This window comes from Rhodococcus shunpengi, assembly GCF_048381395.1.
GTDB lineage: Bacteria > Actinomycetota > Actinomycetes > Mycobacteriales > Mycobacteriaceae > Rhodococcus.
This window is the reverse complement of sequence record NZ_JBLWIU010000032.1, coordinates 95248-108105: the sequence shown is the minus strand read 5'-3', so window position 1 is coordinate 108105 and position 12858 is coordinate 95248. Positions and strand designations below refer to the sequence as shown.

The window sequence follows — 12858 nt, the reverse complement described above, 5'->3', positions numbered from 1 at the left end:
TGCAGTGGCCGTCTATGCCCGTGCGAAGCTCAACGTCTCCCCCACGACCCCCTGGATCCACAGGTCGTTGCACGCGACGGCGAGTTCGGGCAGTCCCTCCTCGATGGTCGCGAAGACGTTGCCCGGCACCCACCCCACGTCGCCGTTGAGCAGCAGATTGTTCCGGCCGTAGAACAACGCGAGGTCGGTTGCTCCCTGCTGCGCGTGGGCCTGCGATCCGGGTTCGTAACCGTATGCGGAATTACCGATCTCCCACGGTTCGAAGTCGAACAGGCACACATCCCCCGGGATCGGCGTCACCGTCGGGTTCTCCCGGTGCGGTGCCGCGGTGATCCTCGGGACGAGGGTGTAGAGCTCGTTGCGGGCGTACTTGGCATGGAACGCCGAGCCGCTCTGCGGCAGGGCGTCCCACACCGCCGCGCAGGTGAGCGGCGCCTCGCCTTCGAGAAGCCTTGCTCTGCAGGTTATGTCGCGCTTGTCGAGAGTGATCGTGATGTATCGGGCCACGCGGACTCCCTCCTTCGACGGATTATCGGACCTCGGCGAGGACCTCGGACCAGATCCCGAGCGCATCCTCGATCTGCTGGGCGGTGACGATCAACGGCGGGATCATGCGCACCACGTTCATGTGTGCACCGCAGGTCAACAGCAGCAACCCCTTCTGCGCGGCGAGTTGTTGCGCTGCGGTCGCCCGTTCCCGGTCGGGTGCTCCGTCCGTGGTGAACTCGAGGCCCACCATGAGACCGAGGCCGCGCACGTCACCGATGGCGTCGGTCGTGTTCTCCCGTGCGCCGGAGAGCAGTTCACGTCCACGCACAGCGGCGTTGTCGACGAGCCCCTCCTTCTCGATCACGTCGAGAGTGGCCACGGCCGCCGCGCACGAGACCGCATTCGCCCCGTACGTGCCGCCCTGCGATCCCGGACGGGCGCGTTCCATGAGTTCCTCGGAGGCGGCGATACCCGACAACGGGAAACCGCTCGCGAGACCCTTGGCGATGGTGACGATGTCGGGACGCACGTCGAAGTGCTGATGGCCGAAGAACTTTCCGGTCCGCCCGAATCCGGTCTGGATCTCGTCGAAGACGAGCAGGATGCCGTGTTCGTCGGCCCGCTGCCGCAGCCCCTGGAAGAACCGGGTGTTGCCGGGGACGTAGCCGCCCTCGCCCAGGACCGGTTCGACGACGAAGGCCGCGATCTCGTCCGGCGCCACGAGGGTTGCGAAGAGGTAGTCCAGTTCCTGTAGGGCGAAATCGGTCGCTTCGTCCTCCGACCAGCCGTAGCGGTAGGCGGTGGGGAACGGAGCGACGTGCACGCCGCCCATGAGCGGCGAGAACCCTGCGGAGAAGCGGGTTCCCGAGGTCGTCATCGTGGCGGCGGCGACGGTCCGGCCGTGGAAACCGCCGTGGAAGACGACGATTCCGGGTCGTCCTGTCGCCTGCCGGGCCAGACGCAGCGCCGCCTCGACGGCCTCGCTGCCCGAGTTGGCGAAGAACAGTGAGTCGAGCCCTTCGGGGAGCACCGTGCCCAGGCGTTCGGTGAGTTCGAGCAGGGGCCGGTGCATCACGGTCGTGTACTGCCCGTGGATGAGGGAGCCGATCTGCCGGCGGGCGGCCTCGACGACGTGCGGGTGACAGTGGCCGGTACTCGTGACGCCGATGCCGGCGGTGAAGTCGAGATACCGACGTCCGTCGGTGCCGTGGATGTAACAGCCCTCGGCGTGGTCGACGGTGACGGGCGTTGCCTGCAGCAGGCGGGGTGAAAGACGGGTCATGACGATCCCTCCGAACAGCCGAGGGCGCGAACCCTCGTGCCGGTTGTCGGATTGTTGACAATATGGATAACACGCGGGGATGGTCGACGCAACGGCGAGCGGTGTAACGGCAGTGTTTCGTCACTCTCATCGGAGGGCATCCGCACTGCAGGAAGCCGCATCGCCCACGGATGAGGACATCATGATCAGCAACGACGACATCGACACCCTCGCTCGCGCCACCGCGTACGGACCGGACGGCGACAAGCTCGGACGCGTGGGAGAGGTGTACCTGGACAACGACACGGGCCGACCCGCCTGGATCACGGTCGTCACGGGTCTGTTCGGAACGCGCCGGCACTTCGCCCCCATCGACGAAGCCGAACTCGACAGCACCGGAGTGCGCCTGCCCTTCGACAAGGACACCATCACCGGCGCCCCGAACATCGACGAGAACGGTGAGCTGACCCCGCTCGAGGAGGACGAGCTGTACCGCTACTACCGCCGGTTCGGGGACACCCCTGCAGGGGGTGGATCCACCGGCGATCGGGGCGGATTCAACGACGACCGACACGGGTTCACCGACGACCGGAGCGGCCTCGACGAGCGGAGCACAGCCGGTGGAGGCCTCGTCGGTGGCGCGGCCGGCGGACCGGGAGGTACCGGGACACCGCACACCGGCGAGACGTACGGCACCACCACACCCGCGGGAACCGGGCATTCACCGACACCGCCCGACGTCGCGCGTGAGGAGATCGCCGGCAACTACCGGCCGAGCGAGGGCCAGCGGGACGAACCGCTCGAACACTCGATGCCCGGGCATACCGCGTCGACGCCGTCGACACCGTCCGGGACCGCGGACTCGGCGGCGGACACGGCCCGCCACGCGGCTCCCCGCGGCGACGGCGGCAGCGGCAGCGGCAGCGGGCAGGAGATCGTCGGTCCGGGACCGACGGGACCGGCGCACTTCACGCCGCCGCAGTCGGCCGGCACCGACACGAGCACGGCTGACGCGAAGACGGATACGGCAGGCGGCGGGGACACCGACCAGCCGCGCAAGCCGCGCCTGGTGCGTCGGGTCGTGACCACGGAGTACTACGAGGAGTCACCGGACGACGCGACCGACGCCGATCGCTCCTGATCCACACCCGAAGCCGGGACGACCACATTCGATGTGGTCGTCCCGGCTTCGTCGTGCGGTACTTACAGTCTGCGATCTACAGCCAGGTGTCCTCCGTGACGGAGGTGAGGAACGCTTCGAGATCGTCGCGCCAGGGCGCCGGAGTCGTCTTCTCCGGTTCGATCCCGGTGTACTGCCCGCGGTAGAAGAGCAGCGGGCGTTCCTTCTCGTCGCGCACCTCGCTCAGCGACGAGACGCGACCGAACACCACCCAGTGGTCTCCTCCGTCGTGCACCGTCTCGACCGTGCACTCGATGTGCGCGAGAGAGCCCGTCAGGACGGGGGAGCCCAACGGGGACGGCGTCCAGTCGAGTCCGGCGAACTTGTCGGGTTCGCGGGAACCGAACCGCGCGCAGGTCTCCTGCTGTTCCTCGGCGAGGACGTTGACGCAGAAGCGGCCCGCTCGTTCGATGGCCGCCCACGACCGTGACTGCTTCGTGGGGCAGAACAGTACGAGCGGCGGGTCGAGCGACAACGCCGCGAACGACTGGCACGCGAATCCCACAGGCGTCCCGTCGTCCTCGGTGGTGGTGATGACGGTGACGCCGGTGCAGAACTGCCCGAGCACGGTGCGGAAGGCCCGCGGGTCGATCGCACCGTTCTCTCCGGCCTCCGGCGCGGTCATTACTGCATTCCCACCGAGAAGTCGTGGCCCCACAGGCTCACGGCCGTGGATTCACGGGCGATCCAGTCGCCGTCCTCGACCTGCAGCCCCTCGCAACCGAATTCGACGTCGAATCCGCCGGGGGTCTTCATGTAGAAGGACAGCATCTTGTCGTTGACGTGGCGCCCGAGCGTCGCAGACATCTTGACCTTCTTCCGCAGTGCGCGGTCGAGGGCGAGACCGACGTCGTCGGAGTTCTCCACCTCGATCATCAGGTGCACGATGCCCGACGGGGTGGGCATGGGCAGGAAGGCGAGGCTGTGGTGGCGCGGGTTGCATCCGAAGAACCTCAGCCAGGCCGGTTTTCCGTCGGCGGGCCGGCCGACCATCTGCGGAGGCATCCGCATGGAGTCGCGCAGGCGGAAACCGAGCACGTCGCGGTAGAAGCGCAGCGATTCCTCGTCGTCGCGGGTCGAGAGCACCACGTGCCCGAGGCCCTGCTCACCGGTGACGAATTTGTGCCCGTACGGGCTGACCACGCGACGGTGTTCGAGCGCGGCACCGTGGAACGCCTCGAGGGTGTTGCCCGATGGATCCTGAAAAACGATCAGCTCGTCGACGCGACGATCGGCGAGCTGCTCGGCGGTGCCCTCCTTGAACGGGACACCCGCTGCGGAGAGACTGTCGCGAACCGACTGGAGATCGGCGGCGTTCGCGGTCTCCCAGCCCGAGACGAGCAGCTTGTCGGACTCGTGCGGCTCGATGACGAGCCGGGCCGGGAAGTCGTCCATCCGCAGGTACAGCGCGTCGGCGTGGGTGCCCTTGCCCTCGATCATGCCGAGGACCTTGAGACCGTACTCGCGCCAGGCCGGGACGTCGGTGGCGCCGATCCGGAGATATGCCAGCGACCGGATACTCATCTATTCGACTCCGTCCGTGAGGAAATCCACTGTCAGGCGGTTGAATTCGTCGAACTTCTCGAGCTGTGCCCAGTGACCGCATCCACCGAACACATGCAACTGTGCGCGCGGGATCATCTTCAGTGCGACGAGCGCACCGTCGAGCGGGTTGACGCGGTCCTCGCGACCCCAGATCAGCAGCACCCGCTGACGGAGCTTGTAGGCGTCGCGCCAGAGCATCCCCTTTTCGAATTCGGCGCTGGAGAACGACTTCCCCATCGCCTTCGCCGCGGCGAGCGACTCGTGGGTGCTCGCCGACGCGAACCGCTCCTCGACGAGTTCGGGCGTGATCAGCGACTGGTCGAAGACCATGATCCGCAGGAACGCCTCGAGATTCTCACGGGTGGGTTCGTACGAGAACCGGCCGAGATTCTTGACGCCCTCGGTGGGGTCGGGTGCGAACAGGTTGACGCTCAGCCCACCCGGTCCCATGAGGACGAGTCGTCCGGCGCGCTCAGGATAGTCGAGCGCGAACCGCACGGCGGCGCCCCCACCGAGCGAGTTGCCGAGGAGGTGGACGCGGTCGGTGATCCCGAGCGTGTCGAGCAGGTCGTTCAGCGCGGACGCGCTGTGCACGAAGTACTGCGGATGCTCGGTCGGCTTGTCGGACCTGCCGTAACCCGGCTGGTCGACGGCCAGCACGTGGAACCGTTGCGCCAGCACCGGAATGTTCCTGGCGAAATTCGACCACGACGACGCGCCCGGGCCACCGCCGTGGAGCAGGACGATCGTGGTGTCGTTGCCGACACCGGCCTCGTGGTAGTGCAGGCGCAGGTCCTCGCGGACCTGCGCGAAACGGGAGGTCGACTCGTAGGTGATCTCGTCGATTGCGGTCACATCCACCCCTAGACCATCGTGTCGGTGATCGGCAGACCGAACTCGGCGGCACCGAACATCACGTAGGCGCGCTCGGCGTCGTTGGCGGCGTGCACACGACCGGCGTGCGCGTCGCGCCAGAAACGCTGGATGGGTGTGCCGTCCGCGAGTGCGGTGGCACCCGAGTTCTCGAAGAGACGGTCGATCGACGTGATGGCACGGCCGGTCGCGCGGACCTGGTCGCGACGTGCCCGCAGACGCAGTTCCATCGGAACCTCCTCGCCGGCGAGCAGGTGGGCGTACTCGTCGGCGACGTTGCCCGACAGTTGGCGCCAGGCCGCGTCGATGTCGCTGGAGGCCTCGGCGATGCGAACCTTGGCGAACGGGTCGTCCTTGGCCTTCTCACCGGCGTACGCCGCACGGACACGCTTGCCCTGGTGCTCGACGTGGGCTTCGTACGCGCCGTAGGCCATGCCGACGATGGGCGTCGAGATGGTGGTGGGATGGATGGTGCCCCACGGCATCTTGTAGACGGGCGCGGTGTTGCGCCCGAGCCCGGGCGAGGCGAGATCGTTCATGGCCTTGAAGCTGAGGAAGCGGTGGCGCGGGACGAAGACGTCCTTCACCTCGACCGTGTTGGATCCGGTGCCGCGCAGACCGACCACGTGCCACACGTCGTCGATCTCGTACTCGGAACGAGGGATCAGGAAGCTGCCGAAGTCGACGGGGCGGCCGTCCTTGATGACCGGGCCACCGACGACGACCCAGCTCGCGTGGTCGCATCCGGACGACCACGCCCACGCACCGTTGACCTTGTATCCGCCGTCGACGACCTCACCGGCGCCCATGGGCGCGTAGGACGACGAGATGCGGACGTCGGTGTCGTCGCCCCAGACCTCTTCCTGGGCCTGCTGGTCGAAGAGTGCGAGGTGCCAGTTGTGCACGCCGATGATGCCGGAGACCCATCCGGTCGAGCCGCATGCGCTCGCGATGTTGCGCACCGCGGTGAAGAAGGTGACGGGATCGGCCTCGTATCCACCCCACTGGGCCGGTTGCAGAAGTTTGAAGAAGCCGGCCTCCTGGAGCTCCTTGATCGAGTCGTCGGGCACCCGGCGCAGATTCTCGGCCTCCTGCGCACGTTCTCGCAGCGTAGGCAGCAGAGCGTCGATCCGCTGCAGTACCTCGTGGCTGTCGTGGTCACCCACTGGACGCTCCCGTCTGTTCAGGAATTGATCGCTTGTACCGAGACTAGAACATGTTCTTATTCGTGTCGAGACTCGGCACACTCGCAGGTAGACAATCCCTATGGCGGGACCAAAGTCCCCGAACCCTTCCCCTCGCGACGCGAATTCTATAACGTGTTCTAGAAGAGATTTCCGGAAGGAAGTGAGCGGACATGGCACAGATTCGCGAGATCGACGTCGGAGAGGTCCGGACGCGTTTCGCGCGAGGCTGGCACTGCCTCGGCCTCAGTCGCACGTTCAAGGACGGCAAGCCTCATGCCGTCGAGGCCTTCGGCACGAAACTCGTGGTGTGGGCCGACAGCAACGGCGACCTGAAGGTGCTCGACGCGTACTGCCGCCACATGGGCGGCGACCTGTCACAGGGCGAGATCAAGGGCGATTCGGTTGCGTGCCCGTTCCACGACTGGCGCTGGGGTGGCAACGGCAAGTGCACGGACATCCCGTACGCCAAGCGCGTTCCCCCGCTGGCCCGCACCCGTTCATGGATCACGATGGAGAAGCACGGCCAACTGTTCGTGTGGAACGACCCCGAGGGAAACACTCCGCCTGCGGAGGTCACCATCCCCGAGATCGAGCAGTACGGCTCGGACGAGTGGACGGACTGGACCTGGAACCAGATCCGGATCGAAGGTTCCAACTGTCGCGAGATCATCGACAACGTCGTCGACATGGCGCACTTCTTCTACATCCACTACGCCTTCCCCACGTTCTTCAAGAACGTCTTCGAGGGGCACATCGCCGAGCAGTACCTCAACACCCGCGGCCGGCCGGACAAGGGCATGGCGACGCAGTACGGACTGGAGTCGACGCTCGAGTCGTACGCGGCCTACTACGGCCCCTCCTACATGATCAATCCGCTGAAGAACGACTACGGCGGATACCGGACCGAATCCGTGCTGATCAACTGCCACTACCCGATCACGCACGATTCGTTCATGCTGCAGTACGGCATCATCGTCAAGAAGCCTCAGGGCATGTCACCCGAGCAGTCCGACGTGCTGGCCGCCAAGCTCACCGAGGGTGTCGGCGAGGGCTTCCTGCAGGACGTCGAGATCTGGAAGAACAAGACAAAGATCGAGAATCCCCTGCTGTGCGATGAGGACGGTCCGGTCTACCAGCTCCGTCGCTGGTACGAGCAGTTCTACGTCGACGTCGCCGACGTGACGGAGAAGATGACGGGCCGCTTCGAGTTCGAGGTCGACACCGCCAAGGCCAACGAGGCCTGGGAGAAGGAGGTCGCCGAGAATCTCGAGCGCAAGAAGCGCGAGGAAGAACAAGGCAAGCAGGAAGCGGAGGTGTGACGATGAGTGCCTCGACCCGGCGGAGCAGCTGGGCGAAGTCCCCGGACTTCTCCCAATGGCCCGAGCGGGCCGAGGCCGTCGCCGCCCAGACCGCGATCGACAAGATCAACTATCTGGATTCGGGTCAGCACGAGGTGCAGTGCCGCGAGTGCGGCACCTGCGTGCTGGTGCGCAAGAACAGCCTGTCGCACACGAGCGTGCAGTGGCAGGACGATCCGGACACCGTGTGCCCGACCTTCCGCGAGACCGCCTCGCTCCGAGGCTCGTCCATCACACCGCGCGAGGGGTGTCCGCAGCTTCGGGAGAGCATCGACCGGGCCGTGCTCGACGGCACCCTTCCCGTATCGGACGGATCGCCCACCTGACCGATTCCGACCCCGATCGACCCCGCGACGGCACCGTCCCCATCGGACGGTGCCGTCGCTCGTCGTCGGCCGGCGATATCGCGTTCCAGTCCCGACGTCACTGCGTCTTCGCTTCACGTCCAGGACTCTTCGCATTCGGGGATGGACTCGGCACCGCCATTTCTATAACGTGTTCTACATGACGAAGCAGGAGTACGACATCGTTGTCGTCGGCAGCGGTGCCGGCGGAATGACCGCCGCCATCACCGCAGCCCGCAAGGGCGCCGACGTGGTCCTGATCGAGAAGGCGCCGCGCTACGGCGGGTCGAGCGCCCGATCGGGCGGCGGTGTGTGGATCCCCAACAACGAGGCACTGAAGGCCGCCGGGGTGGACGACACCCCCGAAGAAGCCCGGAAGTACCTCCACAGCATCATCGGCGACGACGTGCCCGCCGAGAAGATCGACACCTACATCGATCGCGGACCGGAGATGCTCTCCTTCGTCCTGAAGAACAGCGCACTCGAACTGCAGTGGGTGCCGGGCTATTCCGATTACTACCCCGAGGCGCCCGGCGGGCGTCCCGGTGGCCGTTCGGTGGAACCGACACCGTTCGACGGTCGCCGTCTCGGTGAGGATCTCGCTCTCCTCGAACCCGACTACGCGCGCGCTCCCAAGAACTTCGTCATCACCCAGGCCGACTACAAGTGGCTGAACCTGCTCATGCGGAACCCGCGCGGACCTGTTCGCGCCATGCGGGTCGGCGCCCGTTTCGTCTGGGCGAACATCACCAAGAAGCACCTGCTCGTCCGAGGCCAGGCTCTCATGGCCGGGTTGCGGATCGGTCTGCGCGACGCCGGTGTACCCCTGCTGCTGGAGACGGCGCTCACCGATCTCGTCGTCGAGGACGGCGTCGTGCGCGGCGTCGAGGTGGTCGCGAACGGCGAGAAACGCGTCATCCGTGCCCGCAAGGGCGTGATCCTCGCGAGCGGCGGTTTCGAGCACAACGCCGAGATGCGGGCACAGTACCAGCGTCAGCCGATCGGCACCGAGTGGACCGTCGGTGCGAAGGCCAACACCGGCGACGGCATCCGCGCCGGACAGAAGCTCGGCGCCGCAGTCGATTTCATGGACGACGCCTGGTGGGGTCCGTCCTTCACGCTCACCGGCGGCCCGTGGTTCGCGTTGTCGGAGCGCAGCCTTCCCGGGTGCCTGATGGTCAACGCGGCGGGCAAGCGCTTCGTCAACGAGTCGGCGCCCTACGTCGAGGCGACGCACGCGATGTACGGCGGCGAGCACGGACGCGGTGAGGGACCGGGCGAGAACATCCCCAGCTGGCTGATCCTCGATCAGCGCTACCGCGACCGCTACACCTTCGCCGGAATCACCCCCCGCACCCCCTTCCCTCGCCGGTGGCTCGAGGCCGGAGTGCTCGTCAAGGCCGGTTCCGTCGCCGAACTCGCCGAGAAGATCGGGGTACCGGCCGATGCCCTCACCGAGACGGTGCAACGCTTCAACGGCTTCGCGCGTGCCGGCAAGGACGAGGACTTCGGCCGCGGCGAATCCCACTACGACCACTACTACGGAGATCCGCGCAACAAGCCGAATCCGAGCCTCGGCGTGGTCGACAAGGCCCCGTTCTACGCGTTCACGGTGGTCCCGGGCGATCTCGGCACCAAGGGCGGGCTCGTCACCGACGTCCACGGCCGAGTGGTGCGCGAGGACGGCAGCGTGATCGACGGCCTGTACGCGGCCGGCAACGCCAGTTCCCCGGTCATGGGTCACACCTACGCCGGGCCCGGCGCCACCATCGGACCGGCGATGACCTTCGGTTATCTGGCGGCCCTCGACATCCTGGACCGCACGCGTGACGAACGTGCCGAGGAACTGCGAGAATCCGCCGACACCGTGTGACCCGATCGACCCGCGTTCGTGTCGTAGAAAGGAAGCGCCCGTGCCCATCGATCCCTCGGTTGCCGTCGGAGCCGAACTGCCCGCCCAGGAGTTCGAGTGGAGCAGCACCGATGTCCAGCTCTACAACCTCGGCATCGGCGCCGGGTCCCACCCCACCGACGCGGGCGAACTGCGTTACCTCCGGGACAAGGACCCTCAGGTACTCCCCACCTTCGCGACTGTCGCCGCGACCTTCCACCAGGTCGAGCCGCCGAAGGTCTCGTTCCCCGGGATCGAGATCGATCTCGCCAAGGTCGTCCACGGCAGTCAGGAGGTGACCGTGCACGCGCCCATCCCCGCTTCGGGCAAGGGCCGCACGATCACCCGTATCGCCGAGGTGTGGGACAAGGGCAAGGCCGCGGTCGTCGTGCAGGAATCGGTGACCGAGGATCTCGACGGCAATCCCCTGTGGACCGCACGGTCGTCGATCTTCGCCCGCGGTGAGGGCGGTTTCGGCGGTGAGCGTGGTCCGTCGGAGTCGGTGGAGTACCCCGATCGTGAGCCGGACGCCGAGTTCGACGTGCCGACCCTCCCGCAGCAGGCGCTGCTGTACCGGCTGTGCGGCGACCGCAATCCCCTCCATTCCGATCCCGAGTTCGCATCCGCGGCGGGCTTCCCGGCGCCGATCCTGCACGGGCTGTGCACCTACGGCATCGTGTGCAAGGCGGTGACCGACGGCCTGCTCGACGCGGACGCTTCGCGCGTGAAGGGATTCCGCGCCCGGTTCGCCGGCGTGGTCTTCCCCGGCGAGACCCTCCGAGTGCGCGTGTGGAACGACGGCGACCGCAAGCTCGTGACCGCCTCCGTCGTCGAACGCGACCTCGCCCCTGCCCTGGCCGACGTGGTACTCACCGTGGCGTGATCGCCACGCCCTCCCGAAAGAGCGACATTCGAATATGACACTTCGTGATTCGTCGCCGCGCCTGTCGCGGCGCGGCTTCCTCGCGGCCGGCGCCGGCGCGCTGGCGGTCTCCGCCCTCGGTGGGTGGACCCCGGTGCACGCCGTCCCTTCCGGGTCCGCGGCCTCGACGCTCCCCACTCCTCCGGCGTTCCCCGCCGGCATCGACCTCTACCAGCAGGCATACCAGAACTGGTCGAAAGAGATCATGCTGGACGCCATCTGGACCTGCGCGCCTCGCACCCCCGACGACGTGGTGCGCCTGGTGAACTGGGCGCACGAGAACGGATACACCATCCGCCCGCGCGGGGCCATGCACGGCTGGACACCGCTGACGATCGTCAACGGTGCACCCGTCGACCGGGTGATCCTCGCCGACACCATGCTTCACCTCAACGGGGTCCAGGTGAACCCCGGCGGCTCCCCCGCGACCGTCACGGCAGGTCCCGGCGCGACACTCGACGCCATCACCACGGCACTGCAGAACCACGGTCTCGGTCTCGCGAATCTTCCTGCGCCCGGCGTGTTGTCGATCGCCGGAGCACTCGCCGTCAACGCGCACGGTGCCGCGCTGCCCGCGAACGGCGAATCCACCCTTCCCGGGCACACCTTCGGTTCGCTGAGCAATCTCGTGACCGAACTGACGGCCGTCGTGTGGGACGGCAGTGCCTACGCGCTGCGCACCTTCACCCGCGCCGATCCCGAGATCACCCCGCTGCTCACGCATCTCGGCCGGACGTTCATCACGTCCGTCACACTGCAGGCCGGGCCGAACTACCGCATGCGCTGCCAGTCCTTCACCGACATCACCTGGCAGGAACTGTTCTCACCCGCCGGCGCGCCGGGACGGACCTTCGAGTCGTTCGTCGATTCGGCGGGGCGGGCCGAGGCGATCTGGTATCCGTTCACGGAACGTCCGTGGATGAAGGTGTGGTCGCTCGCACCGGAGAAACCGCCCACCTCGCGCGAGGTGACCGGACCGTACAACTACCCGTTCTCCGACAACGTGCCCGAACCGATCACCGACCTGCTGGGGCAGATCACGGCCGGGAACACGTCGATCGCACCGGCTTTCGGGCAGACCTACTACGGCGTGACCGTGGCCGGTCTCGCGGCGACGGGATCGTCCGACATCTGGGGCTGGTCGAAGGATCTGCAGTTCTACATCAAGGCGACCACCCTGCGACTGACCGAGGGTGGCGGTGCGGTGCTCACGAACCGCGCCAACATCGCCAACGTGATCCACGACTTCGCGCACTGGTTCTCCGAGCGCATCGAGCACTACCGCAGCCTGGGACAGTTCCCTCTCAACGGTCCGGTCGAAATCCGTTGCTGCGGACTGGATCGGCCGGAGGACGTCCTCGTCCCGTCGGCCGGACCGCCGACGATCGCGTCGACCCGTCCGCGTCCCGACCACCCGGACTGGGACACCGCCATCTGGCTCAACGTTCTCGGTGTCCCGGGAACTCCCGGCATGTTCGCCTTCTACCGGGAGATGGAGCAGTGGATGCGGCAGCGGTACAACGGAAGCGACTCGACCTTCCGGCCGGAATGGTCGAAGGGCTGGGCGTTCGGTCCCGACCTGCCGTACACCGACGAGCAGATCCTGACGCAAGGCCTGCCCGACACCTACCGGGAAGGTGTTCCGTCGGACGAGAACTGGGATTCGGCTCGCGCGGTCTACAACCGTCTCGATCCGCATCGGGTGTTCAGCAACACCTTTATCGACACCCTGCTCCCCTGATCTCCCACGGGCGTCCTCGCTCACCACGGGCACAGCGCAGTCCTTTGCTAGGGTTCGCACCATGCGG

General features: G+C 66.9%; 12 protein-coding genes. 6 read left to right on the top strand and 6 right to left on the bottom strand.

The annotated features are described in order from the left end of the window. Positions 1 to 12: 12 nt before the first annotated feature. Both ACNJ7K_RS18985 and ACNJ7K_RS18980 read right to left on the bottom strand, forming a co-directional pair. Entirely contained in the window at positions 13 to 507 is a 495-nt protein-coding gene (locus tag ACNJ7K_RS18985; protein ID WP_230788463.1) for a DUF3830 family protein, read from the bottom strand. 22 nt (positions 508 to 529) lie between these two features. Then, a complete protein-coding gene (locus ACNJ7K_RS18980) occupies positions 530 to 1771 on the bottom strand; it encodes an aspartate aminotransferase family protein (RefSeq protein ID WP_487042059.1) in 1242 nt (413 codons plus the stop codon). A 181-nt stretch (positions 1772 to 1952) separates the two neighbouring features. On the opposite strand from ACNJ7K_RS18980, the gene ACNJ7K_RS18975 reads away from it, so the two are divergent. Beyond that, entirely contained in the window at positions 1953 to 2891 is a 939-nt protein-coding gene (locus ACNJ7K_RS18975) for a PRC-barrel domain-containing protein (RefSeq protein ID WP_159416803.1), read from the top strand. Positions 2892 to 2967: 76 nt separating this feature from the next. On the opposite strand, the gene hsaB is transcribed toward ACNJ7K_RS18975, so the two are convergent. The 4 genes from hsaB to hsaA are packed head-to-tail and all read right to left on the bottom strand — an operon-like array spanning position 2968 to position 6514. After that, on the bottom strand, positions 2968 to 3555 hold the full coding sequence (hsaB, locus tag ACNJ7K_RS18970) for a 3-hydroxy-9,10-secoandrosta-1,3,5(10)-triene-9,17-dione monooxygenase reductase subunit (protein ID WP_159416804.1): 588 nt from the start codon (positions 3553 to 3555) through the stop codon (positions 2968 to 2970). Next, complete coding sequence (gene hsaC, locus ACNJ7K_RS18965; RefSeq protein WP_159416805.1) at positions 3555 to 4454, bottom strand: iron-dependent extradiol dioxygenase HsaC; 900 nt, start codon at positions 4452 to 4454, stop codon at positions 3555 to 3557. Before hsaC ends, hsaB begins: the two co-directional genes overlap by 1 nt. Next, positions 4455 to 5330, bottom strand: coding sequence for a 4,5:9,10-diseco-3-hydroxy-5,9,17-trioxoandrosta-1(10),2-diene-4-oate hydrolase (gene hsaD / locus ACNJ7K_RS18960; RefSeq protein ID WP_487042058.1), 876 nt, complete (start codon positions 5328 to 5330; stop codon positions 4455 to 4457). A gap of 8 nt (positions 5331 to 5338) precedes the next feature. Further along, positions 5339 to 6514 carry a 3-hydroxy-9,10-secoandrosta-1,3,5(10)-triene-9,17-dione monooxygenase oxygenase subunit gene (gene hsaA / locus ACNJ7K_RS18955; RefSeq protein ID WP_159416806.1) on the bottom strand — a complete coding sequence of 392 codons (1176 nt, stop codon included), beginning with the start codon at positions 6512 to 6514 and terminating at the stop codon, positions 5339 to 5341. A 191-nt stretch (positions 6515 to 6705) separates the two neighbouring features. Here hsaA and ACNJ7K_RS18950 point away from each other — a divergent pair, with 191 nt between their 5' ends. From ACNJ7K_RS18950 to ACNJ7K_RS18930, 5 genes are all read left to right on the top strand, one after another. Further along, complete coding sequence (locus tag ACNJ7K_RS18950) at positions 6706 to 7854, top strand: 3-ketosteroid-9-alpha-monooxygenase, oxygenase component (protein WP_159416807.1); 1149 nt, start codon at positions 6706 to 6708, stop codon at positions 7852 to 7854. Positions 7855 to 7856: 2 nt separating this feature from the next. Continuing rightward, complete coding sequence (locus ACNJ7K_RS18945; RefSeq protein WP_174246941.1) at positions 7857 to 8219, top strand: hypothetical protein; 363 nt, start codon at positions 7857 to 7859, stop codon at positions 8217 to 8219. A gap of 178 nt (positions 8220 to 8397) precedes the next feature. Further along, positions 8398 to 10110 (top strand): 3-oxosteroid 1-dehydrogenase, encoded by a 1713-nt coding sequence (gene kstD / locus ACNJ7K_RS18940; RefSeq protein WP_174246942.1) that lies wholly within the window; start codon positions 8398 to 8400, stop codon positions 10108 to 10110. A gap of 40 nt (positions 10111 to 10150) precedes the next feature. Then, positions 10151 to 11011 carry a MaoC/PaaZ C-terminal domain-containing protein gene (locus ACNJ7K_RS18935; RefSeq protein WP_120281303.1) on the top strand — a complete coding sequence of 287 codons (861 nt, stop codon included), beginning with the start codon at positions 10151 to 10153 and terminating at the stop codon, positions 11009 to 11011. 34 nt (positions 11012 to 11045) lie between these two features. Next, positions 11046 to 12791 carry a cholesterol oxidase substrate-binding domain-containing protein gene (locus tag ACNJ7K_RS18930; RefSeq protein ID WP_120281302.1) on the top strand — a complete coding sequence of 582 codons (1746 nt, stop codon included), beginning with the start codon at positions 11046 to 11048 and terminating at the stop codon, positions 12789 to 12791. The last annotated feature ends 67 nt before the right edge of the window (positions 12792 to 12858 follow it).